The organism is Streptomyces albus subsp. albus (assembly GCF_000719865.1).
GTDB lineage: Bacteria > Actinomycetota > Actinomycetes > Streptomycetales > Streptomycetaceae > Streptomyces > Streptomyces albus_E.
On record NZ_JOID01000003.1, the window covers coordinates 68,740 to 91,042 of the forward strand.

The 22,303-nt window shown below is 74.6% G+C and carries 19 protein-coding genes; 14 read left to right on the forward strand and 5 right to left on the reverse strand.

The annotated features are described in order from the left end of the window. The first annotated feature begins 134 nt into the window (after window positions 1-134). From rplQ to pip, 4 genes are all read left to right on the forward strand, one after another. Window positions 135-668, forward strand: coding sequence for a 50S ribosomal protein L17 (gene rplQ, locus IF83_RS0103890; RefSeq protein WP_030542577.1), 534 nt, complete (start codon window positions 135-137; stop codon window positions 666-668). A 111-nt stretch (window positions 669-779) separates the two neighbouring features. After that, on the forward strand, window positions 780-1,667 hold the full coding sequence (truA, locus tag IF83_RS0103895) for a tRNA pseudouridine(38-40) synthase TruA (RefSeq protein WP_030542578.1): 888 nt from the start codon (window positions 780-782) through the stop codon (window positions 1,665-1,667). Between the two features lie 261 nt (window positions 1,668-1,928). Beyond that, window positions 1,929-2,411 carry a VOC family protein gene (locus IF83_RS0103900; protein ID WP_030542579.1) on the forward strand — a complete coding sequence of 161 codons (483 nt, stop codon included), beginning with the start codon at window positions 1,929-1,931 and terminating at the stop codon, window positions 2,409-2,411. Window positions 2,412-2,515: 104 nt separating this feature from the next. Next, complete coding sequence (pip, locus tag IF83_RS0103905; protein ID WP_030542580.1) at window positions 2,516-3,472, forward strand: prolyl aminopeptidase; 957 nt, start codon at window positions 2,516-2,518, stop codon at window positions 3,470-3,472. 417 nt (window positions 3,473-3,889) lie between these two features. Here pip and IF83_RS0103915 read toward each other — a convergent pair whose 3' ends face one another. Together IF83_RS0103915 and IF83_RS0103920 are read right to left on the reverse strand one after the other, a co-directional pair. Continuing rightward, a complete protein-coding gene (locus IF83_RS0103915; protein ID WP_051722430.1) occupies window positions 3,890-7,117 on the reverse strand; it encodes a helix-turn-helix transcriptional regulator in 3,228 nt (1,075 codons plus the stop codon). A gap of 509 nt (window positions 7,118-7,626) precedes the next feature. Further along, the gene (locus tag IF83_RS0103920; RefSeq protein WP_030542583.1) at window positions 7,627-8,466 is read right to left on the reverse strand and encodes a hypothetical protein; all 840 of its coding nucleotides are present in this window, start codon (window positions 8,464-8,466) and stop codon (window positions 7,627-7,629) included. A gap of 56 nt (window positions 8,467-8,522) precedes the next feature. Here IF83_RS0103920 and IF83_RS0103925 point away from each other — a divergent pair, with 56 nt between their 5' ends. Then, on the forward strand, window positions 8,523-10,142 hold the full coding sequence (locus tag IF83_RS0103925) for an ATP-binding cassette domain-containing protein (RefSeq protein ID WP_030542584.1): 1,620 nt from the start codon (window positions 8,523-8,525) through the stop codon (window positions 10,140-10,142). Between the two features lie 121 nt (window positions 10,143-10,263). Here IF83_RS0103925 and IF83_RS0103930 read toward each other — a convergent pair whose 3' ends face one another. Further along, entirely contained in the window at window positions 10,264-11,223 is a 960-nt protein-coding gene (locus tag IF83_RS0103930) for an EamA family transporter (protein WP_030542585.1), read from the reverse strand. Between the two features lie 74 nt (window positions 11,224-11,297). On the opposite strand from IF83_RS0103930, the gene IF83_RS0103935 reads away from it, so the two are divergent. The 4 genes from IF83_RS0103935 to glmM all read left to right on the forward strand — a co-directional run bounded on the left by IF83_RS0103935 (window position 11,298) and on the right by glmM (window position 15,013). Beyond that, window positions 11,298-12,239 carry a LysR family transcriptional regulator gene (locus tag IF83_RS0103935; protein ID WP_030542586.1) on the forward strand — a complete coding sequence of 314 codons (942 nt, stop codon included), beginning with the start codon at window positions 11,298-11,300 and terminating at the stop codon, window positions 12,237-12,239. A gap of 236 nt (window positions 12,240-12,475) precedes the next feature. Further along, window positions 12,476-12,919, forward strand: coding sequence for a 50S ribosomal protein L13 (gene rplM, locus IF83_RS0103940; protein WP_030542587.1), 444 nt, complete (start codon window positions 12,476-12,478; stop codon window positions 12,917-12,919). 38 nt (window positions 12,920-12,957) lie between these two features. After that, window positions 12,958-13,446, forward strand: a complete 489-nt coding sequence (gene rpsI, locus IF83_RS0103945) for a 30S ribosomal protein S9 (protein ID WP_030542588.1) — start codon at window positions 12,958-12,960, stop codon at window positions 13,444-13,446. Between the two features lie 208 nt (window positions 13,447-13,654). After that, a complete protein-coding gene (gene glmM, locus IF83_RS0103950) occupies window positions 13,655-15,013 on the forward strand; it encodes a phosphoglucosamine mutase (protein ID WP_030542589.1) in 1,359 nt (452 codons plus the stop codon). 81 nt (window positions 15,014-15,094) lie between these two features. On the opposite strand, the gene IF83_RS0103955 is transcribed toward glmM, so the two are convergent. Continuing rightward, window positions 15,095-16,066, reverse strand: a complete 972-nt coding sequence (locus tag IF83_RS0103955) for a DUF389 domain-containing protein (protein ID WP_030542590.1) — start codon at window positions 16,064-16,066, stop codon at window positions 15,095-15,097. Between the two features lie 34 nt (window positions 16,067-16,100). Next, the gene (gene coaA, locus IF83_RS0103960) at window positions 16,101-17,096 is read right to left on the reverse strand and encodes a type I pantothenate kinase (RefSeq protein WP_030542591.1); all 996 of its coding nucleotides are present in this window, start codon (window positions 17,094-17,096) and stop codon (window positions 16,101-16,103) included. A 224-nt stretch (window positions 17,097-17,320) separates the two neighbouring features. Between coaA and IF83_RS0103965 the strand changes: the two genes are divergently transcribed. From IF83_RS0103965 to IF83_RS0103985, 5 genes are all read left to right on the forward strand, one after another. Continuing rightward, the gene (locus IF83_RS0103965; RefSeq protein ID WP_078843142.1) at window positions 17,321-17,608 is read left to right on the forward strand and encodes a hypothetical protein; all 288 of its coding nucleotides are present in this window, start codon (window positions 17,321-17,323) and stop codon (window positions 17,606-17,608) included. Between the two features lie 116 nt (window positions 17,609-17,724). After that, the gene (glmS, locus tag IF83_RS0103970) at window positions 17,725-19,572 is read left to right on the forward strand and encodes a glutamine--fructose-6-phosphate transaminase (isomerizing) (RefSeq protein WP_030542593.1); all 1,848 of its coding nucleotides are present in this window, start codon (window positions 17,725-17,727) and stop codon (window positions 19,570-19,572) included. Beyond that, window positions 19,569-19,937 carry a holo-ACP synthase gene (locus IF83_RS0103975; RefSeq protein ID WP_030542594.1) on the forward strand — a complete coding sequence of 123 codons (369 nt, stop codon included), beginning with the start codon at window positions 19,569-19,571 and terminating at the stop codon, window positions 19,935-19,937. Before glmS ends, IF83_RS0103975 begins: the two co-directional genes overlap by 4 nt. 207 nt (window positions 19,938-20,144) lie before the next feature. Then, on the forward strand, window positions 20,145-20,429 hold the full coding sequence (locus IF83_RS0103980; protein WP_030542595.1) for a DUF1540 domain-containing protein: 285 nt from the start codon (window positions 20,145-20,147) through the stop codon (window positions 20,427-20,429). An 81-nt stretch (window positions 20,430-20,510) separates the two neighbouring features. Continuing rightward, window positions 20,511-22,178 carry an NAD(P)H-hydrate dehydratase gene (locus IF83_RS0103985; protein WP_051722431.1) on the forward strand — a complete coding sequence of 556 codons (1,668 nt, stop codon included), beginning with the start codon at window positions 20,511-20,513 and terminating at the stop codon, window positions 22,176-22,178. The last annotated feature ends 125 nt before the right edge of the window (window positions 22,179-22,303 follow it).

Sequence of the window (22,303 nt, forward strand, 5' to 3'; positions counted from 1 at the left end):
GGAGCCGCCCGGCGCTCCGAGCCCGGACGCAAGCCTCCGGGAACCGCCGGTTCCCGGGTTCCGGCGGGCATCAGCCCGTACGGACACTGACACCGGTACCTGATACGGCCGGTGCAGAGACTGAGGAGAAACACATGCCGAAGCCCGCCAAGGGTGCCCGTCTGGGCGGCAGCGCCGCGCACGAGCGGCTGATGCTGGCGAACCTCGCCACCGCGCTCTTCGAGCACGGCCGCATCACCACCACCGAGGCCAAGGCCCGCCGGCTGCGCCCGGTGGCCGAGCGTCTGATCACCAAGGCGAAGAAGGGTGACCTTCACAACCGCCGCCAGGTGCTCCAGACGGTCCGCGACAAGGGTGTCGTCCACACCCTGTTCACGGAGATCGGCCCGCGGTACGAGAACCGTCCGGGTGGCTACACCCGGATCACCAAGATCGGCAACCGTCGTGGTGACAACGCCTCGATGGCCGTCATCGAGCTGGTCGAGGCGCTGACCGTGCAGCAGACCGCTGTCGGTGAGGCCGAGGCCGCCACCAAGCGTTCCGCCAAGGACGCCGCCGGTGACCAGGCTGTCGCGGACCTCAAGAAGGACCAGGGCGAGGCCGCGGCCGCCGAGTCCGAGGCTCCGGCCGCCGAGGCCGAGGCCGGCGAGGAGAAGAAGGACGCCTGATCCAGGCGCCGCCTTCCGCTTCCCGGCCGGCTGTCACGGCCGGCTGTACGGACGGGCCCGCTCCAGTTCTCTGGGGCGGGCCCGTTCCGCGTCTGGTGAGAGGATCTTCGGATGAGTGACGACGTTGAGCCGGGGCACGTACGGGTGCGGCTGGATCTTTCCTACGACGGGAAGGACTTCTCGGGCTGGGCGCGGCAGCGCGGGCGGCGCACGGTCCAGGGCGAGCTGGAGGACGCGCTGCGCGTGGTGATGCGGCTGCCGTATCCGGTGGAGCTCACCGTGGCGGGCCGTACGGACGCCGGGGTGCACGCGCGGGGCCAGGTCGCCCATGTCGACCTGGCGGAGGAGGTCTGGGCCGAGCACGGCGAGAAGCTGCTGCGGCGGCTCGCGGGGCGGCTGCCGCACGATGTGCGGGTGTGGCGGGTGGGCGTGGCGCCGCCGCACTTCAACGCCCGCTTCTCGGCGGTCTGGCGTCGTTACGCGTACCGGGTCGGCGATCACCGCGGGGGCGTGGACCCGCTGCGGCGCGGTCACGTGCTGTGGCACGACCGGCCGGTCGACGTCGGTCTGATGAACGAGGCGGCGGCCAAGCTGCTCGGGGAGCACGACTTCGCCGCGTACTGCAAGAAGCGCGAGGGCGCGACCACCATCCGGACGCTGCTCGACCTGCACTGGGAGCGGCCGGGCCCGGGGGAGGAGGACGCCGGGCTCGCGGTGGCCACCGTGCGGGCGGACGCCTTCTGCCACAACATGGTCCGCGCGCTGGTGGGGTCCATGCTGCTGGTCGGCGACGGGCACCGGCCGGTGGGATTCCCGGCCGAGGTACTGGCGGGGCGGGTCCGGCACTCGGCCGTCAACGTCGTACGGCCGCACGGGCTGACGCTGGAGGAGGTCGGTTACCCGGCGGACGACCAGCTTGCCGCTCGCAACCTCGCGGCCCGCAACAGGCGGACGCTTCCGGGCGGCGGGGGGAGCGGCGAGGCCTCGCCGGAGTCCTGAGGGCGCAGCCCGGGGCCGGAGTCCTGGGGCCGGAGTCCTGAGACGGCGGACGGGGTGCGGATTTCTTCCGCCGGGGTGCCGAACGGTTTCCCGTCCGGGGCGGCCGGTCCGGGGGTTCCCAGGCCGGGGGCCCGCGGCCGGAACCGCCGGCTGACGGCGCCGGAGCCGCTCGCCGCGGGGTTCACCGCCGGAGCAGCGATGAGTTTGCCCGCCCGGGGCGGTCGGTATGGGTAAACACTCTCGCGCTCCAGGAGGCGTCCCATGATCGCTCACGGCTTCACCACGTGCCTGTGGTTCGACGGCAGGGCCGAGGAGGCGGCCCGGTTCTACACCTCCGTCTTCGAGGACGGCCGGATCGGCGGCGTCAGCCACTACAACGAGGCCATGCCGGACTCCGCCGGGAAAGTGATGACCGTTGACTTCGAGATCAACGGGCAGAAGTTCGTCGGCCTGAACGGCGGACCGCAGTTCCTCTTGAACGAGGCCGTCTCGTTCCAGATCCACTGCGAGACCCAGGACGAGGTGGACCACTACTGGGACCGGCTGATCGAGGACGGCGGGGAGGAAGGCCCCTGCGGCTGGCTCAAGGACAAGTTCGGGCTGTCCTGGCAGGTCATCCCCACCGCGCTCCTCGACATGGTCACCGATCCGGACCCGGAGAAGGCCAAGCGCGCCACGGAGGCGATGCTCGGCATGAAGAAGCTGGACATCCGGGGGCTGCGGGCGGCGTACGAGGGGGCATAGCCCCTGCCGCACGCGGCGGTGACGTCTGTCCGGTGCGGCGCGCGCCGGCGGGCCGGCCGCGCGGGCCGCATCGGCGCCGTCAACTCCGTGCCAGGATGAGGGACATGGCAGATCTTCATCCGCCCGTCGAGCCGTACGACCGGGGCATGCTAGATGTCGGTGACGGTCAGCTCGTGTACTGGGAGACCTGCGGCAATCCGCGGGGCAAGCCGGCGCTCGTGGTGCACGGCGGCCCGGGGTCGGGCTGCTCGGACCGGGCGCGGCGGTACTTCGACCCGCGGCGGTACCGGATCGTCCTCTTCGACCAGCGGGGCTGCGGCCGGAGCACCCCGCATGCCGGTGATCCCGCCACCGGCATGCGCCACAACACCACCGGACACCTGGTCGCCGACATGGAGCGGCTGCGCGAGCACCTCGGAATCGAGAGCTGGCTGCTGTACGGCGGTTCGTGGGGTTCGACGCTGATCCTCGCCTATGCGGAACGCCATCCGCGGCGGGTGTCGGAGATCGTCATCGCCGGTGTGACGACGACCCGGCGGTCCGAGATCGACTGGCTCTACCGGGGCGCCGGGCGCTTCTTCCCCGCCGAATGGGAGCGTTTCCGGGCGGCGGCCGGAGCGGAGCGGGACGGCGGTGTCGTCGGGGCGTACGCCCGGCTGATGGAGGACCTGGACCCGGCGGTGCGGGAGAAGGCCGCCGGCGACTGGTGCGCCTGGGAGGACACCGTGCTGTCCCTGGAACCGCAGGGCGCGTCCGCCCCGTACAGCGGCCGGCCCTCGCGGGACCGGATGGCGATGGTGCGGATCTGCGCGCACTACTTCGCGCACGGGGCGTGGCTGGAGGAGGGCGCGCTGCTGCGCGACGCCGGGCGGCTGGCGGGCATCCCGGGTGTGCTCGTGCACGGAAGGTTCGATCTGAGCGCGCCGCTCGACACCGCGTGGGAATTGCGACGTGCCTGGCCGGACGCCGAGTTGATCGTCGTCGGTGAGGAGGGGCACCAGGGCGGCGCGGTGACCCGCGGGCATGTGCTGGCGGCCCTGGAGCGGTTCGCCCGTCGGTGAGGGCACGCGACGGGCGGGCCGGGGTGGGACCGTGGCCCGGCTTGCGCTGGCTTGGCCCGGTCCGGCCGGTTCGGCCGGTTCGGCCGGTTCGGTCCGGGCGCCCCGTCCCGTGTGGCGGCTCGTCCTGGCCCGGCGGTACGGCCCGGCCCCGGTCCGGGCCTGGCCGGCCTGGCTCGGCTCGGTCCCGATCGGCTCGGCCTGGCAAGGGCCGGCCCGCAATGGCTCGGCGTGCGTCCTGCACGGCCCGTGCGGCCGGGGCGTGCCGGGCGGAAGGTGGCCGGCGGGCGCGGTCCGGTCCGGCCGGGTGGGCGCCGCGGGACTGTGGAGCCGGACCCCGGCCGGTTCGGGCCGGTTCGGGCCGGTTCCGTCCGGGCGCCGGGGCGTCCCGGCCGCGCCTCCGGAGGGTACGCGCCTGGGTCAGGCGTGCGGTGAGGCCGGTGGCCACGGGCCGTCCGACAGGCCGTACGCGGAACTCAGCCAGGAGCTGAGCTGGGTGCGGGAGCGGATGCCGAGCTTGCGGTAAATCCTGGTCAGCGAGGCCTCGATGGTCTTGACGCTGAGGAACATCCGCGCCGCGACCTCCTGGTTGGTCGCCCCCTCACCGACGAGGACGGCGATCCGCTCCTCGGAGTCCGTCAGCACGGCGAACGCGGTGGTTCCGTTACCGCTTCCGTGGCCCGGGGCCGCGCCGGGTTCGCGGACCGGGGCGGCCGTGCCGGCACCGGCCGGGACGCCGCGTGCCGGGACGCCGAGTGCCGCGCCCCCGCCCGCGCTCGTCCGGCCGGGCTCCGCCGACGTGCCGTCGACCTGGGCGAGCAGCCGGCCCGCCTGCTCCGTCCACGGCTTCGCGCCGTGGCGGGTGAAGAGGACCAGCGCTTCGCCGACGGCCGTACGGGCCGCGGCGGTGCGGCGCCGCCTGCGTTCGATGCCGGCGCGGACCAGCAGGCAGTGGCCGCGTTCGAGCGGCTGGCCCAGTGCCTCGAAGTGGCGCGCGGCTCCGTCGAGCAGACGTACGGCCACGTCGGGGTGGCCCTGCGCGGCTAGCAGCGCGGCCTCGGCACGGTCCAGCTGTGCCATGACACCGGCGCCGGGCGGCAGGGCCTCCGGCGTCTCCTGTGCTCCGAAACCACCGCCGGAACCGCCGGAACCGCCGGGGCCTCCGGGGGTCCGGGGCGCCCCGGGCACCGCGGTGCCCGGGCGGTGCTCCGTACGGGGGTTCGCGCCGCCGTGCCGGTCACCGGCGAGGGCGCCGCCGGGGGCATCCGGGGCGCCGGCGTCCGGGCCGTCCCGCCGGCCGCCGAGCTCCCCGGCGATCGCCTCCCGCGCCGAGGCGATGATCTCCGCCGCCTCCTCGTGTCGCCCGAGCGCCGTCAGCCCGGCCGCCAGATCGCCGTGCCAGCGGAGCACCAGGGGCGCCGACACGCCCTGTTCGCGCTCCAGGTCGCGGATGCGGAGCAGGGCCTCGACCCCGCGGCGTACGTCCCCGGTGCGCAGCCGGGCCTGGCCCAGCACGTGCAGGTGCCGTCCCAGGAAGATGGAGTCGCGCTCCTGTTCGGAGGCGCGCACGCCGCGCTCCGCGTAGGCGACGGCCCGCTGGACGCTGCCGCCCGCCAGCTCCGCGACGGCCGCGTTGTACCAGGCGGGGCCGGGGCTGAGCGCGGCGTCCTCGGCGACGCGGATCGCGCGGTCGGCGAAGTGCAGCGCGTCCGCGCAGCGGCCGAGCCGGGCGGAGACCTCGGAGAGGCTGCGGAGCACCTCCATGACCTCCTCGCCGTGACCGCGCTCGGTGAGGGCGAGCATGCGCAGCAGGTCCTGCCGGGCCTCCTTCAGCCGGTCGTCGAAGACGGCGAAGCGGGCGGCGTGGAAGCGCGGCGCCATGTGCAGCCGGCCGTCGACGGCGGGCTGCGGGAGGGCCAGTGCGGCATCCATGATCGCCCGGTGGTCGGGGCGGCTCATGACGCGGGCGGCGACGGCCCGGATGCAGAGCGCCATGGCCTCGGTGTCGGTGTCCCCGGTGGTGCGGGCCAGTTCGGCGGCCCGCCCCGCCTCCTCCGCGCCGGGGCCCGGACGACCGTCGACCAGGGCGGCCCAGGAGAGCCGCAGCCGGAGGGGTGCCAGCAGGGACGGGTCGTCGCCCGCGTCGACGAGGGCGGCGGCGAACACCTCGTCGCGTTCGGCGAGTGCCTGCCCGGACAGGTCGATCAGCGCCAGCCGGACCCGTACCCGCCGGCCGCGGTGGGTGTCGGCGGCGAGCACGGCGTCGGCCGCGCGGTGCACGATGCCGGGGAGGCCCGCCGCCGCTCCGACCTCCGCGGCCGCCACGAGCCATTCCAGGCGCTCGGCCTCGAACTCGCAGGGTGTGCGGTCGGCGGCCAGCAGGTACAGCTCGGCGGCCAGCCGGTGCGAGCCCTGGCGGCGGGCGGCCTCGGCCGCCGTCACCAGGGAACGGGCCACCTCGGCGTCGGGATCGGCCGAGGCCAGGGCGCGGTGCCGGACGCGGCCCGCCGCGTCGGTCACGACCCCGGCGAGCACGGTGTGCGTGGCGGCCCGGTGCGCGGCGGACGCGGACTCCGCGAGAACGGTGCCGACCGCCGGCGGGGTGAACCGCAGCGTGCCGCTCTCGTCGACCAGCAGCCCGGCCTCGACGGCGCGGCGGATGTCCCGCTCGGCGTCCGCGCGGCCCGCCCGCAGCAGCAGGTCGGCGGTGGGATGCGCGGCGAGCGCGGCGACCAGCAGCGTCTCGCGGGTCCGGGAGGGCAGCGCGGCGACCCGCTCGCTGATGAGCGCGTGGACGTGACGGGGAAGCGGGACGGGGCGGCCGTGCCGGGGGAGGCGGTCGGTGAACGCGCCACCCAGGGCCAGGGCGAGGTACGGGTTGCCGCCCGAATCGGCGTGCACGGTGTTCGCGACCCGGGCCGGCAGGCCGTACTGGTCCAGGAGTTCGGCCACGTCGTCCGGCGCGAGCGGGGGTACGGCGATCTCGGGGGTCCCGGGCGGCACGGGCCAGGGGGCCGGGCGGACCCGGCCGGGCCCGGGGGGCGTGCCCGTACCCGTACCGGAGGGCGGCTCGGGGGCCCGGCCGCCGTGGGCGGGGGAGCCGGGAGCGGGGGTGTCCGCACCGGCACCGGACGGGGCCGGGTCCACGGCCTGCTCCGGCCGCTGGCCGGCCAGCAGGGTGCGCACCGCGCCGCCGGTCAGCCGCCGCGCCGCGTAGGCGAGGGTGTCGGCGGAGGCCGTGTCCAGCCACTCCGCGTCGTCCAGGAGCAGCAGCACCGGTCCCGCCTCCGCGCACCGGGTGAGCAGCGTCTGCCACGCGAGCCGGCAGGCGAACTGCGCGCGGCCCCCGGTGACGGCGGGACGGTCGCGCAGCAGCACCCCGTCCATGGCGGCGCGCTGCGGCCCCGGAAGCGCGTCCAGCCACGCGGCGGGCACCTGGCTCAGCAGCTCGGCGAGCGCCGCGTACGGGATCCAGCGCTCGGTCTCGGCACCGGCGGCGCGCAGCACCAGCTCGCCGCGCGCGGCGGCGGCCGCACCGGCGGCTTCCAGCAGGGCGGTCTTGCCGATACCGCTCGGGCCGGTCAGGACGACGCTGCCGCCCGCGGCGATGCGGGTCTCGACGGAGGCGAGAAGGGCCGCCCGGCCCACCAGACGGGGCGCGGACCGGAGGGCGGCTGCGGCCGGAGCGGCCGGGATGCCTGCGATGGTGTCCTCCCGGCTCGGAGCGGGACGGGACGGGGCGGAACGGGATGGGACGACGCGCCGACCTTAACCAGCCCGGTGCGCGAGCGGCAATGGCCCGGCCGCTATTGCCGGAACCGGGCCGTACCGGATCGGGCCTGATCGGACCGGTCGCGGCCGGGACGGGAAGCGGGGGAGGGCCGCCGCCGGCGAGGACCGGACGGAGCCGGCGGGCGGACGGACGGAAGCGTCCGGGACCGCGGCTCCGAGCCGGACCGGAAGCGGCTCGGGCCGCGCGCGCCTGCGCGCCCGGTTCGAGGTGATCCCGCTCGCCGCGGCCAGGGGACCGGGTCGTCCGGCACGGCGGGCCGGTGAAACGCGAGGCCGGGACGACCGGAGCCGCGGGACCGGGCCGACCGGGGCCGCCGGCGGACCGGCGGGCCCGGAGAGCGGCCCGGAGCCGCCCCGTGCGCCGGTCAGCCGGCCTGGGCCGTGGCCGCCTTCGCCGCCTGGGCCTCGCCCCGGTTGACGATGCTGTTGAACGTGTAGTCGGCGACGTCCTTGCCGGCCTGCCGCGCCCGGGTGTCGGCGGTGGTGACGTCCTTGCCGGAGGTGTAGCCGGCGACCGTGAAGTAGGCGTAGCGGCCGATGGAGTTGGCCGTCAGCCGGCAGGCCGTGGCCCGGCAGAAGGCGGGCACCCCGTCGCCGGGCAGCGACCGGATGTTGCCGCTCGCGTCCTCCTTGGCCTTCGCCGCCTGCGCCTCGGTGCCGAAGACGGCGACACCCACGGTGACCGCGACGCCGTCCCGCACGTACGTGGCGCGGATGACCTGGTCGCAGCCGTTCTCCGTGAGCGCGGGCGCGAGCCGGCTGGAGGCGGCCGCGGCGCAGTTGGTGACGGAGTCGGTGGCCCCCTTGCCGTACGCCCGGCTGGCCATGGTCATCCGGGTGTCCGGGAACAGCGTGGTCGCGGTGAGCGGCGCGGTGTCCTTGTCGGCGTCGGAGATGAACTCGCGCGGGTCCGGCGGAGGCGGCGGCTTGACTTCCGAGAAGGACGGTTCCGGTTGCTGTGGCTCGCTGGGCAGCGTCTCCGGTGCGGGGAGACCCTGCTGTTTGCCCTCGGCGTTGCCCCCGTTGACGACGCCGAAAGCGACGATGGTGCCGACAATGACCGTGGCTGCGGCCCCGCCGCCGATCAGCAGCAGCTTGCGGCGGCGGTTGCGGGCGGCGGTCCGGTCCGCCATGGCGCCCCAGTCGGGCGTGGAAGAATCGAAGGAACTCCCGGGCCCCGAAAAGCCCCTTTGCCCAAAGCTCATGCGGTGCATCCTAAACCGGTTGGTACACGGGCTGCTGTCTTGTGACAATCGCCCGCATGGGGCATGTGGACGTGGCGCACGTCGAGTATTTCCTGCCGGACGGCAGACCTCTGCTGGTCGACGCCTCGTTCCGGGTCGGTGAGGGATCGGCCGTGGCCCTCGTCGGGGCCAATGGCGCGGGAAAGACGACTCTACTAAAACTCATCGAGGGTCAACTGAAGCCGCACGGCGGCTCGGTGACGGTGGGCGGCGGCCTGGGGGTGATGCCGCAGTTCGTCGGCTCGGTGCGGGACGAGCGCACGGTGCGCGATCTGCTGGTGTCCGTCGCCCCGCCGCGCATCCGCACGGCGGCGCTGGCGGTGGACGAGGCGGAGCACGCCATCATGACCACCGACGACGAGGCGGCGCAGCTCGCCTACGCGCAGGCGCTCAGCGACTGGGCCGAGGTTCGCGGCTATGAGGCCGAGACCCTGTGGGACATCTGCACCACGGCCGCGCTCGGCGTTCCGTACGAGCGGGCGCAGTGGCGCGAGGTGCGCACGCTCTCCGGGGGCGAGCAGAAGCGGCTGGTGCTGGAGGCCCTGCTGCGCGGCCCGGACGAGGTGCTGCTGCTCGACGAGCCGGACAACTATCTGGACGTGCCCGGCAAGCGCTGGCTGGAGGAGCGGCTGCGCGAGACGCGCAAGACGGTCCTGTTCGTCAGCCACGACCGCGAGTTGCTGGCCCGCGCCGCGAACAAGATCATCAGCGTGGAGCCGGGAGCGGCCGGCAGCGATGTCTGGGTGCACGGCGAGGGCTTCGCGACGTACCACGCCGCGCGCAAAGAGCGCTTCGCGCGCTTCGAGGAGCTGAAGCGGCGCTGGGACGAGGAGCACGCCCGGCTCAGGGCGCTCGTGCTGCGGCTGCGGCAGCAGGCGGCGAACAGCCCCGACATGGCCTCGCGCTACCGGGCGATGCAGACCCGGCTGCGCAAGTTCGAGGAGGCCGGCCCGCCGCCCGAGCCGCCGCGCGAGCAGGACATCCGGATGCGGCTGCGCGGCGGGCGTACGGGCGTACGGGCCGTCAGCTGCGAGCGGCTGGAGCTGACGGGGCTGATGAAGCCCTTCTCGCTGGAGGTCCACTACGGCGAGCGGGTCGCCGTGCTCGGTTCGAACGGCTCGGGGAAGTCGCACTTCCTGCGGCTGCTCGCCGGTGACGAGGTCGCCCACACCGGCCGCTGGAAGCTCGGCGCCCGTGTGGTGCCCGGCCACTTCGCGCAGACCCACGCCCACCCGGAGCTGGAGGGGCGCACCCTCACGGACATCCTCTGGACCGAACACGCGCGCGACCGGGGCGCCGCGATGAGCGTGCTGCGCCGGTACGAGCTGGAGCGCCAGGGCGACCAGCCGTTCGACAGGCTCTCCGGCGGGCAGCAGGCGCGCTTCCAGATCCTGCTCCTGGAGCTGTCGGGGACGACCGCCCTGCTGCTGGACGAGCCGACGGACAACCTCGACCTGGAGAGCGCCGACGCCCTCCAGCAGGGGCTGGAGGCATACGACGGCACGGTGCTCGCGGTGACGCACGACCGCTGGTTCGCCCGCTCCTTCGACCGCTTCCTGGTCTTCGGCGCGGACGGTGTCGTCCGGGAGACCCCGGAGCCGGTGTGGGACGAGACCCGGGTGGCCCGCGCCCGCTGAGGCGCGGCCGCCCCGGCGCGGCTGTTCCCGCGCACGCGTTCGGCCGACGCGCTGGAGGACCCCCGGCCGCGGCCGACGCGCCGGACGACCGCCCGGCCGGTCCCGGACCGGGCCGGGCCGCTCACCCGCCGCGCCCTTCCGCCGGGGCCGGCCCGGCCGGCGCCGCCCGGGGGCGGTCCGCCGGAGCATCGGCGAGGCTGGTGCCCGCCGGCACCTCCCCGGCGACGCGGGCGACTGCCGGCCGGCCCCGGCACCGGCCCCCGACCCGTACCACCGTCCCGGCGCTCGCCGCGCCGACGCAGCCGAGCGCCAGCCACTGCGCCGCGACCAGGTGTTCGGACAGCAGGACCGCTCCCGCGAGCCCCGCGCTCACCGGTTCGAGGCTCTGCAGCACCCCCACCGTCCGGGGCGGGATGCGGCGCAGCGCGGCCAGCTCCAGCGAGTAGGGGAGCGCGGTGGCGAAGACGGCCACCAGGGCGCCGGTGACCAGGGAGCGGGTCCCCAGCAGCGCGGTCCCGCTCTCCGCCACTCCGAAGGGCACGGTGAGCACGGCCGACCAGGCGACGGCCAGGGCCAGCGGCGCGCCGCCGGCGGACCGGGCCCCGGCCCGCCGGCTGAGCAGCAGGTAGCCGGCCATGGATGCCCCGGAGGCCAGGGCGAGCAGCACTCCGGGCAGCGGGGCCTGGCCCCCGCCCGGCAGGTGGAACATCCAGACGCCGAGCCCCGCCAGCGCGGCGAGCGCCAGGTCCGCCGTCCGCCGCGAGGCCAGCAGCGCGAGCGTCACCGGCCCGATGAGCTGCAGGGCCGAGGCCGTCCCGAGCGGCAGATACCGCAGCGCGGGATAGACGAGGTTCATGCCGGCGATGGCCGTGCCGAACCCCAGGACCAGGAGCGCGTCCGCCCGGGTGCGCGGCAGCGCGGGCCGGTGCAGGAGCAGGAGCAGGAGGGCGGCCAGCCCCAGCCGCAGGGCCACGACCCCCATCGGGCCGACCGTGCCGAACAGCTGCTTCCCCACGGCCAGACCGAAGTGGACGCTGAGCATGCTGCCCAGCACCAGAACGGGGGCGGTGGACTCCCTCATCCCCCAAGACTCCGGCGCCCCAACTGTGCACGTCCATCGAACGGTTGGGCTCGAATTCGTTTAGCATTCGCTACATGGTCGATTTACGGAGGCTGCGGGTCCTGCGCGCGCTGGCCGAGCACGGCACGGTCACGGAGACCGCGGCGGCGCTCCACCTCACTCCCTCCGCCGTCTCCCAGCAGCTGCGGCAGCTCGCCCGGGAGCTCGGCGTCGAACTGCTCCGGCCGGAGGGGCGTGGCGTACGGCTCACGCCGGCCGCGCGGATCCTGCTCCGGCACGCCGAGACGCTGCACACCCAGTGGGAGGCGGCCCGGGCCGAACTGGCCGCCGAGGGGCGGGAGATCACCGGCACCCTCCGGCTCTGCGGGGTCTCCTCGGCCCTCGCGGCGCTGGCCGCCCCGGCCGTGACGGCGCTGCGCGCCGCGCACCCGGGGCTGGCCGCCGAGACGAGGGAGGAGGAGAGCGGCGACTGCTTCCGGCTGCTGCTCGCCGGCGAGACCGATCTGGCGCTCGTCCTGCCCGGCCCCCGGGTGCCGCCGGTGCCCGACCCCCGCTTCGAGCAGTTCCCGCTGCTGGACGACCGGCAGGACCTGCTGGTGCCGGAGGGCCACCGGCTGGACCGGCCGGACGGGGTGACGCTGGCCGAGGCGGCGGCCGAGCCGTGGATCGTCAAGCGGCACGACAACGACACCTTCGGGCTGCTGTCCGCGGCCTGCGCCGCCGCCGGGTTCACGCCGCGGGTCGCGCACCAGGCCAAGGAGTGGTTCGCGGTGTCCGCGCTGGTGGCCGAGGGGCTGGGGGTGTGCCTGCTGCCCCGGCTGGTGCCGCTGCCCGCCTCGCACGCGGTGGTCCGGGTCCCGCTGACCGGGGAGCCGGTCCCGTACCGGCGGATCGTCGCGGGGACGCGGCGGGGCGGGGCGGGGCATCCGGCCGTCGCCGCCGGGCTCGACGCGCTGCGCGGGGCGGCGGCCGCGCGGGCGGGCACGGGCCCGGCCGGGGGGCGGGAGGCGTTTTGACCGGTGCGGGGGCGGGCCGGTATTCTGCGGGTTCGTTATGCGTATTGGCTTGCTCTATCTCACGTGAGGGGGCCTTACGCCGGTCCACCGGGCCGAACACCAGCGGCAGGCACGGGCTGCGTCACCCGTGGCGCCAGGGCTGTCGTGATCGTCCGGGTGACCTTGTCAGGACCTTTCCCCACAGCCCTGGCGGGCTGGGGGAGACCCCATCACTGCAGAAGCGAAGGCTAACGACCGTGCGTACGTACAGCCCCAAGCCCGGCGACGTTCAGCGTCAGTGGTACGTCATCGACGCCACCGACGTGGTTCTCGGACGCCTGGCCTCCCAGGCCGCCACCATCCTGCGTGGCAAGCACAAGCCGGTGTACGCGCCGCACGTTGACGCTGGTGACTTCGTCATCATCATCAACGCCGACAAGGTGCACCTCTCCGGCAACAAGCGGACCCAGAAGCTGGCCTACCGCCACTCCGGCTACCCGGGTGGTCTGCGGTCCGTCCGCTACGACGACCTGCTGCGGAACAACCCCGAGAAGGCCGTGGAGAAGGCCATCCGGGGCATGATCCCGAAGAACTCGCTGGGCCGCCAGGTCCTCTCGAAGCTGAAGGTCTACGCCGGCTCCGAGCACCCGCACGCCGCTCAGCAGCCGGTTCCGTTCGAGATCACCCAGGTCGCGCAGTAGTCCGGCCACCCCCAACAGAAAAGAATCTGAGGAGAATCGTGGCCGAGACCACCGCAGAAGCCCCCGTCGTCGACGTCGAGGAGACCCCCGGCGTCGAGGAGTACACCAGCGAGTCCCTCGCGTCCCGCTTCGGCGACCCGCAGCCGGCCGCCGGCCTGGGCCGCCGCAAGAACGCCATCGCCCGCGTGCGCATCGTGCCGGGCAGCGGCAAGTGGAAGATCAACGGTCGCACCCTTGAGGACTACTTCCCCAACAAGGTGCACCAGCAGGAAGTCAACGAGCCCTTCAAGGTGCTCGAGCTCGACGACCGCTACGACGTCATCGCCCGCATCAGCGGCGGCGGCATCTCCGGCCAGGCCGGTGCGCTGCGGCTCGGTGTCGCCCGCGCCCTGAACGAGGCGGACGTGGACAACAACCGCGGCCCCCTCAAGAAGGCCGGCTTCCTCAGCCGCGACGACCGCGCGGTCGAGCGGAAGAAGGCGGGTCTCAAGAAGGCCCGCAAGGCGCCGCAGTACAGCAAGCGCTAAGCGCTCGCCCCACCGTACGACTCGCCCCGGCGGCACGCTCCGTGCCCGCCGGGGCGTTCGTCATATGGTCGGCCAGAGCGTATACAGACAGCAGGGCGGCGCGGGACGGCCGGGGCCGGGCAGGCTCCCGGCACCGTGCGGCAGCGCGGCACGATCCAGCAGTGCGGCAGAACGCGGCACCTGTGTGGCAGAAAGACGGAGGACACCAGTGGGACGACTCTTCGGCACGGACGGTGTGCGCGGTGTCGCCAACGCGGACCTGACGGCGGAGCTCGCGCTCGGCCTGTCGGTCGCGGCGGCGCACGTGCTCGCCGAGGCGGGTACGTTCGAGGGCCATCGCCCGACGGCCGTGGTGGGACGTGATCCGCGCGCGTCGGGGGAGTTCCTGGAGTCGGCCGTCGTGGCCGGCCTCGCCAGCGCGGGCGTGGACGTCCTGCGCGTCGGTGTGCTGCCCACCCCCGCGGTGGCGTACCTCACCGGCGCGCTGGGCGCCGACCTCGGCGTGATGCTCTCGGCGAGCCACAATCCGATGCCCGACAACGGCATCAAGTTCTTCGCCCGCGGCGGCCACAAACTCGCCGACGAGCTGGAGGACCGCATCGAGGCCCTCTACACCTCGCACGGCGCCGGCGAGCCCTGGGACCGGCCGACCGGAGCCGGCGTCGGCCGGGTCCGCAGCTACGACGAGGGCTTCGACAACTACGTCGCGCACCTCATCGGCGTCCTCCCGAACCGTCTCGACGGTCTCAAGGTCGTCCTCGACGAGGCCAACGGCGCGGCCGCCCGGGTCTCCCCGGAGGCCTTCGCGCGGGCCGGCGCCGAGGTGATCACCATCGCCGCCGACCCCGACGGCCTCAACATCAACGACGGCTGCGGCTCCACCCATCTCGACCTGGTCCGGAGCGCCGTCCTGGAGCACGGCGCCGACCTCGGCATCGCCCACGACGGCGACGCCGACCGCTGCCTGGCCGTCGACGCCGAGGGCAACGAGGTGGACGGCGACCAGATCCTCGCCGTCCTCGCGCTCGGCCTGCGGGAGCAGGGCCATCTGCGGAAGAACACCGTGGTCGCCACCGTGATGTCGAACCTGGGCTTCAAACTCGCCATGGAGCGCGAGGGCATCGAGATGGTGCGGACCGCCGTCGGCGACCGGTACGTCCTGGAGGAGATGAAGAAGGAGGGCTTCGCTCTCGGCGGCGAGCAGTCCGGCCACGTCATCATCCTCGACCACGCGACCACCGGTGACGGCACGCTGACCGGTCTGATGCTGGCCGCCCGGATCACCGCCACCGGCCGCGGGCTGCGCGAGCTGGCCTCCGTCATGGAGCGGCTGCCGCAGGTCCTGGTGAACGTCCCGGACGTGGACAAGTCCCGGGTGGAATCCAGCGCCGAGCTGGCCGCGGCCGTCGCCGACGCGGAGCGGGAGCTGGGCGCCACCGGGCGGGTGCTGCTCCGCCCCTCGGGGACGGAACCGCTGGTCCGGGTGATGGTCGAGGCACCCGACACCGAGCAGGCCCGCTCGGTGGCCGCGCGGCTCGCCGACGCGGTGAAGTCAGCGCTCGGATAGCCGGCGCTCCGGCGGTCCGCGCCCGGCCGGCGCCGGGACGGCCCGCTCCGGGCGCTCGGCCGTGCGGCTGCCCGGCCGGGCCTACCGGCCGGCGCCGTCCGCCGCCCGCTGCTCCGCCAGGGCGCGCTCACGCCGCTTCGTCCGCTCCAGCAGCGTCTTCTGGACGAGCAGGGTGAGTGCGCCCGCGGCGACGATGCCGATCAGGTTCACCGCGAGCTGCTGGCCGGAACCGCGCAGCTCCCGCAGATCCCCGTAGGCCAGCGCGGCGGCCGCGTTGGCCGCCGCCGGGACCGTCGTCACGGAGATCGCGACGCCGATCAGCGCGCCCGACTTCTCCGAGGTCAGCGAGAGCGTTCCGGCGATGCCCGCGAGCAGCGCCACCACGAGCGAGAGGTGGCCGGGCTGCCAGACGAACTCGGTGGGCCCGTCCTCCCGGGCCAGCATGTCCGGACCGAACAGTCCGGCCGCGTCCAGCGCCAGGGTGAAGAGCGTGGTGACCGCCATGGCGACCGCGAATCCCGTGAGCAGCGCGGTGAGCGAGCGCCCGGCCTCCCGCAGGCGTCCCAGCACCAGTCCGGCGCTCACCCCCGCCAGCGGCCCGAACTCGGGGCCGACGGCCATGGCGCCCACGATCAGGATGGCGTTGTCCAGCAGCACGCCGCAGGCCGCGATCATCACCGCGACCGTCATGAAGGCCAGATAGGTGGCCGAGACGGTGGACTCCTCGTGGGTGGCCTCCAAGAGCTCCTCCCACAGCACCGCGTCCGCCGGCTCGCCCGGGGCCTCCCGCTCCGCCCGCTCGGCCCGCTTCGACAGGGAGACGGCGATGTCCTGGAGCGTGATCGACCCGTCCTCGTGCAGGCGCAGCTCCCGCAGTTCGTCCGTCAGTTCGTCGGCCGCCTCGCGCGCCACGTCGCAGGCCACCAGGTCCCCGGCCGGGTCCCGTCCGGCTCCCGGGAGGACCACCAGGTTCGCGGTGCCCACGGCCCGCCGCAGCAGCGCCGTGACCCGGTCGGTGCGGTCGGCGGGGCAGATGATCCGGAGCTGCAGCATGGGCGCAGATTACGCGGCCCGGCCGTGGCCCGGGTCACAGCTTGCGCAGGCTGAGCCGCCGCACCTTGTGGTCGGAGCCCTTGCGGAGCACGAGGTTGGCGCGGCCCCGGGTCGGGATGATGTTCTGCTCCAGGTTGGGCCGGTTGATCGTGCTCCACATCCTGCGGGCGTAGTCCAGCGCCTCCTCCTCGGAGACCCGGGTGTACTTGCGGAAGTAGGAGAACGGGTTCTGGAAGGCGGTCTCGCGCAGCTTGCGGAACCTGCCGAGGTACCACTGCTCGATGTCCTCCGTCCGCGCGTCCACGTAGACGCTGAAGTCGAAGTAGTCGGCGAGACCGACGCGGGTGCGCCCGTCGTGTCCGGGCAGCGCGGGCTGCAGGACGTTGAGCCCCTCGACGATGAGGATGTCGGGGCGGCGCACGGTCAGCCGTTCGCCCGGGACGATGTCGTAGACGAGGTGCGAGTAGACGGGCGCGGTGACCACGTCCCGGCCGGCCTTCACCTCCGCGACGAACCGGGTCAGGGCCCGCCGGTCGTAGGACTCCGGGAAGCCCTTGCGGGACATCAGGCCGCGCCGGTGCAGCTCGGCGTTGGGCAGCAGGAAGCCGTCCGTGGTGACGAGCTCGACCCGCGGGTGCTCCGGCCAGAGGGCCAGCAGGGCCTGGAGCAGCCGGGCCACGGTGGACTTGCCGACGGCGACGCTGCCCGCGACGCCGATGACGAACGGGGTGCCGGGCTGGACGCCGTGCCCGCTCGCCGTGTCGCCGAGGAAGGTGTTGAGCGCGCCGCGCAGATTGCCGGCGGCGGCCACGTAGAGGTTGAGCAGCCGGGAGAGCGGCAGATAGACCTCGCGCACCTCGTCGAGGTCGATGACGTCGCCGAGACCGCGCAGCCGTTCGACCTCCTCGGCGGTCAGCGGCAGGGGGGTCCGCTCGCGCAGGGCGCTCCACTCCGCACGGGTGAGGTCCATGTAAGGGGTGACGTCGGAACGGCGTCGCTGCTGCGGCTCGGTGAGGGACACGAGGCCCATTGTGCGGGTGCGCCCGGCGCGGGATCCGGAGCGGGGGTGGATAAGCGCTCCCGTACGCGCCCCGTCGGGCGCACATCCGTTCTCTCCCGGGCCTACACAGAATGTTCGGCACGGCATAACGTTCGGGCAACGGAACACCGGCCGGAGGGCTCTTCCGGGGAGCGGGACATGTGTGTGCCCCGCGGGCCGCCCGGCCGGCCGCACCCGCGACCAGGGGGGAACCCATGTCCGTATCCGTGCACGGCCCGGTCCGGATCTTCGGTCACACCTTCGGCAGACGGCGGGAGGGAGAAGTCCCGCGGCCCCGGCGGTCCGACGCCCGCGCCGAACGGCAGGGCGCGGCGGGGCGGATCGTCAGCGAGCTGGCCGACGAGCTGCCCGACGAGGATCTGATGGAGGACCTCGACGACTCCATAGACCTCTACCGGGCGGGCACCAAGCCCAGCTGCGAGGAGTCCGAGTATCTGTGGCTGCTGCGGGACGCCCGGGACCGGATGGAACAAGGCGGCTGACCGGGCGCGCCTCCGTGCCGGCGCCTTCGTGCCGGCGCCTTCGGACGGGGCCCCGGCGGGCCCCGCCGGGACCCCCGAGGCGCCCGGCCGCCGGTGCGGGAACGTAGGCTGCGGGCATGTGCGGAATCGTTGGGTATGTGGGAGGGCAGTCCGCCCTCGACGTTGTCATCGCCGGTCTGAAGCGCCTGGAGTACCGGGGTTATGACTCGGCCGGGGTCGCCGTGCTCTCCGACGGCGGGCTCGCCGCCGCGAAGAAGGCGGGCAAGCTGGCCAACCTGGAGAAGGAGCTGGCGGGCCGCCCGCTGCCGTCCGGCTCCACCGGCATCGGCCACACCCGTTGGGCCACCCACGGCGCCCCCACCGACGCCAACGCCCATCCGCACCTGGACAACGCGGGCCGGGTCGCCGTCGTCCACAACGGCATCATCGAGAACTTCGCCGCGCTGCGGGCCGAGCTGACCGACCGCGGTCACGAACTCCTGTCCGAGACCGACACCGAGGTCGTCTCCCATCTGCTGGCCGAGGAGTTCTCCTCCCGCGGCGACCTCGCCGAGGCCATGCGCCAGGTGTGCGGCCGGCTGGAGGGCGCCTTCACGCTGGTCGCCGTGCACGCCGACGAGCCGGACGTGGTGGTCGGCGCGCGCCGCAACTCGCCGCTGGTGGTGGGCGTCGGCGACGGCGAGTCCTTCCTCGCCTCCGATGTCGCCGCGTTCATCGCGCACACCCGCGAGGCGATCGAGCTGGGCCAGGACCAGGTCGTCGAACTCCGCCGGGACGGCGTGACGGTCACGAACTTCGACGGCAGCCCGGCCGACGTCCGCGAGTACCACGTCGACTGGGACGCCTCCGCCGCCGAGAAGGGCGGCTACGACTACTTCATGCTCAAGGAGATCGCCGAGCAGCCGAAGGCCGTCGCCGACACCCTCCTCGGCCGCATCGACGGCTCCGGCACCCTGCTGCTCGACGAGGTGCGCATCCCGCCGTCCGAGCTGCGCGAGGTCAACAAGATCGTCATCGTGGCCTGCGGCACCGCGTACCACGCCGGGATGATCGCCAAGTACGCCATCGAGCACTGGACGCGCGTCCCCTGCGAGACCGAGCTCGCCAGCGAGTTCCGCTACCGAGACCCGATCCTCGACCACCGCACCCTCGTCATCGCCATCAGCCAGTCCGGTGAGACCATGGACACCCTGATGGCGCTGCGGCACGCCCGCGAACAGGGCGCCCGCGTCCTCGCCATCTGCAACACCAACGGCTCCACGATCCCGCGCGAGTCCGACGCCGTGCTCTACACGCACGCCGGGCCGGAGGTCGCGGTCGCCTCCACCAAGGCGTTCCTCACCCAGCTCGTCGCCTGCTACCTCGTCGCGCTCTACCTCGGCCAGGTGCGCGGCACCAAGTGGGGCGACGAGATCCACTCCGTCATCCAGGAGCTGTCGGCGATCTCCGTCCAGGTCGAGCAGGTGCTCGGCACGATGGAGCCCGTACGGGAGCTGGCCCGCAGCCTCGCCGACAAGAACACCGTGCTGTTCCTCGGCCGGCACGTCGGCTTCCCCGTCGCCCTGGAGGGCGCGCTCAAGCTCAAGGAGCTCGCCTACATGCACGCCGAGGGCTTCGCCGCCGGCGAGCTCAAGCACGGTCCGATCGCGCTGATCGAGGAGGATCTGCCGGTCGTCGTGGTCGTGCCCTCGCCGCGCGGGCGGTCGGTGCTGCACGACAAGATCGTGTCCAACATCCAGGAGATCCGGGCCCGGGGCGCGCGCACCATCGTCATCGCCGAGGACGGCGACGAGACGGTCGTGCCGTACGCCGACCACCTGATCCGCATCCCGCCCACCCCGACGCTGCTCCAGCCGCTGGTCGCCACGGTGCCGCTGCAGGTCTTCGCCTGCGAACTGGCCACCGCGCGCGGCAACGAGGTGGACCAGCCGAGGAACCTCGCCAAGTCGGTGACGGTCGAGTGATCCTCGGCGTCGGCATCGACGTCGCCGAGATCGACCGCTTCGCCGAGGCGCTGGAGCGTACGCCCGCGCTGGCCGACCGGCTCTTCGTCGACCACGAGCTGACGCTGCCGAGCGGCGAGCGGCGCGGTGTCGCCTCGCTCGCCGCCCGCTTCGCCGCCAAGGAAGCCCTCGCCAAGGCGCTGGGCGCGCCCCGCGGGCTCTCCTGGACGGACGCCGAGGTCGTCACCCAGTCGAACGGACGGCCGACGCTGCGGGTGAAGGGCACGGTCGCGGCCTGCGCGGCCCGACTCGGGGTGACCGGCTGGCACGTCTCGCTGAGCCACGACGCGGGGATCGCCTCGGCGGTCGTCATCGCGGAGGGCTGAGCCGCCGTACGGGGCGGACATCCCGGCGGCACGGGCCGGACGGCCTCTGCCGCCGGGCGGGCCGGGCTCCCGGGCGGACGTGCCCCGTTCGGCGTGCTTCCGCTGGTCGGTGCGGGGGTTCCTTGCGAGGCTCGATCCGGTGAGCCCGTGTGACCGGTTGGTCCGGGTTCGCCGCCCGGACCGACCCGACACCCCCGGAGGCCCCTGATGGACATGCCGATCGTCAACGACTGCGCGGCCACCAGTTGCGCGTACAACCGGGAGAGCACCTGCCACGCGCTGGCCATCACCGTGGGAGACCCGGGCCACGCGCACTGCGACACGTTCGTCGACTCCGGTGCCCGGGGCGGCGACATGTCGGCCACCGGCCGGGTCGGCGCCTGCAAGATGTCGGAATGCCGGCACAACGAACAACTGGAGTGCCGCGCGCCCGGTATCACCGTCGGCTTCCAGCAGAACGCGGCCGACTGCCTCACCTACGCGCCCGCGTAGCCGGGGCCCGAGGCGGACGGTGGCGCGGGGCCGGCCCCGCCGGACTGCCCCGTACCGGCCCCGGACCTGGACACTGGGGGCATGAGAACTGCGTACAGCGTGGAGACCGTACGGGCAGCCGAGCGCGCGCTGATGGCGCGCCTTCCGGAAGGGGCGCTGATGCAGCGCGCGGCCGCCGGGCTGGCGGCCGCGTGCGCCGGACTGCTGGGGCCGGGACGGGTGTACGGAGCGCGGATCGCGCTGCTGGTGGGCAGCGGCGACAACGGCGGTGACGCCCTCTACGCCGGGGCCCGGCTGGCCCGGCGCGGCGCCGGGGTCACCGCCGTTCTGCTCCCCCCGGACCGCACCCATGCCGGTGGTCTCGCCACCCTGCGCGCCGCGGGCGGCCGGGCGGTGCCGGCGGCGGGGGAGCCGGAGACCGGGGCATCGGGGGAGACGGCGGAGACCGGGGGCGCGGGGAGCAGGGTCGGTGGCCGGAAGTCCCGCGCGCGGGAAACCGCCGGCAAGGAGGGCGTCAGCGGAGGCACCGGGCCGGGCGGCGGCGCGGGGTCCGGCTCCGGCGGCCGGCCGGTCGGCCGCGCCGCCCTGGCCGCCGTCCGCCGGGCGGATCTCGTCCTCGACGGGATCGTCGGCATCGGCGGGCACGGCGGACTCCGCCCCGCCGCGGCCGAACTGGTGCTCGCCGCCCGGGAGTCCGGGGCGGCGATCGTGGCGGTGGACCTCCCCAGCGGCATGGAGGCCGACACCGGCGAGGTCGCGGGAACGGCCGTACGGGCCGACGCGACGGTCACCTTCGGCACGTACAAGCCGGGCCTGCTGATCGACCCCGGGGCCGGGCACGCCGGGGCGCTGCGGCTGGTGGACATCGGCCTGGACCCGTATCTGCCGGAGGTACCCGAGCTGGAGGCCCCGCAGCACGGGGACGTGGCCGCGCTGCTGCCCGTACCCACCGGCGAGAGCGACAAGTACCGGCGCGGGGTCGTCGGTGTGGTGGCGGGCTCCGCGCGCTACCCGGGCGCCGCCGTGCTCGCCGTGGCGGGCGCCCTGCGCGGCGGGGCGGGCGCCGTACGGTACGTCGGCCCGGCCGCGGACGCGGTGATCGCCCGGTTCCCCGAGACCCTCGTGCACACGGGCCCGCCCGCGAAGGCGGGCCGGGTCCAGTCCTGGTCCATCGGCCCGGGCCTCGGGGACGGCCAGGAGGCGCGCCGGGCGATGAAGGACGTGCTCGCGTCGGACGTACCGGTGCTGGTGGACGCCGACGGGCTGCGCCTGCTGGACCGCAAGCAGGTGCGGCGCAGGACGGCGCCGACCCTGCTGACCCCGCACGCGGGCGAGGCGGCCGCGCTGCTGGGCGTGGCCCGTGAGGAGGTCGAGGCGGCGCGGCTGTCCTCGGTGCGGCGGCTGGCGGCGGAGTTCGGCGCGACCGTGCTGCTCAAGGGTTCGACGACGCTGGTGGCCGCCGCCGACGGGCCGGTGCGGGTCAACCCGACGGGCACCGGCTGGCTGGCCACGGCGGGCACCGGCGACGTGCTGTCCGGGCTGACGGCCTCCCTGCTGGCGGCGGGGCTGGAGCCCCGCGACGCGGCGTCGGCGGGCGCGTACCTGCACGGCCTGGCGGGCCGCCTGGCGGCGGGGCGCACGGGGGCGCCCGTGGGGGCGTCCGATGTGGCGGCGGCCCTGGTCGCGGCCTGGCGCGACGTCGCCTCGGCCTCCGCCTCGGCTGCCGGCCGGGCCCCGGCTTCCGGCTGACGCGACCGGCCCGGCCGAAGGGGTGTCCCGGTCGAACGGGCTGACCTGGCGGAAGGGCTGAACCGGCGACCCGGCCAACCCGCCCGACCCGCCTGACCGTGACCTGCTGACCTCGCGAAGTGGCA

Bases quoted from the DNA above. Each gene is read 5' to 3' on its own strand.
- rplQ (WP_030542577.1), top strand. From the start codon at position 135: ATGCCGAAGCCCGCCAAGGGTGCCCGTCTGGGCGGCAGCGCCGCGCAC.
- truA (WP_030542578.1), top strand. From the start codon at position 780: ATGAGTGACGACGTTGAGCCGGGGCACGTACGGGTGCGGCTGGATCTT.
- IF83_RS0103900 (WP_030542579.1), top strand. From the start codon at position 1,929: ATGATCGCTCACGGCTTCACCACGTGCCTGTGGTTCGACGGCAGGGCC.
- pip (WP_030542580.1), top strand. From the start codon at position 2,516: ATGGCAGATCTTCATCCGCCCGTCGAGCCGTACGACCGGGGCATGCTA.
- IF83_RS0103920 (WP_030542583.1), bottom strand. From the start codon at position 8,466: ATGAGCTTTGGGCAAAGGGGCTTTTCGGGGCCCGGGAGTTCCTTCGAT.
- IF83_RS0103925 (WP_030542584.1), top strand. From the start codon at position 8,523: ATGGGGCATGTGGACGTGGCGCACGTCGAGTATTTCCTGCCGGACGGC.
- IF83_RS0103930 (WP_030542585.1), bottom strand. From the start codon at position 11,223: ATGAGGGAGTCCACCGCCCCCGTTCTGGTGCTGGGCAGCATGCTCAGC.
- IF83_RS0103935 (WP_030542586.1), top strand. From the start codon at position 11,298: ATGGTCGATTTACGGAGGCTGCGGGTCCTGCGCGCGCTGGCCGAGCAC.
- IF83_RS0103955 (WP_030542590.1), bottom strand. From the start codon at position 16,066: ATGCTGCAGCTCCGGATCATCTGCCCCGCCGACCGCACCGACCGGGTC.
- coaA (WP_030542591.1), bottom strand. From the start codon at position 17,096: ATGGGCCTCGTGTCCCTCACCGAGCCGCAGCAGCGACGCCGTTCCGAC.
- IF83_RS0103965 (WP_078843142.1), top strand. From the start codon at position 17,321: ATGTCCGTATCCGTGCACGGCCCGGTCCGGATCTTCGGTCACACCTTC.
- glmS (WP_030542593.1), top strand. From the start codon at position 17,725: ATGTGCGGAATCGTTGGGTATGTGGGAGGGCAGTCCGCCCTCGACGTT.
- IF83_RS0103980 (WP_030542595.1), top strand. From the start codon at position 20,145: ATGGACATGCCGATCGTCAACGACTGCGCGGCCACCAGTTGCGCGTAC.
- IF83_RS0103985 (WP_051722431.1), top strand. From the start codon at position 20,511: ATGAGAACTGCGTACAGCGTGGAGACCGTACGGGCAGCCGAGCGCGCG.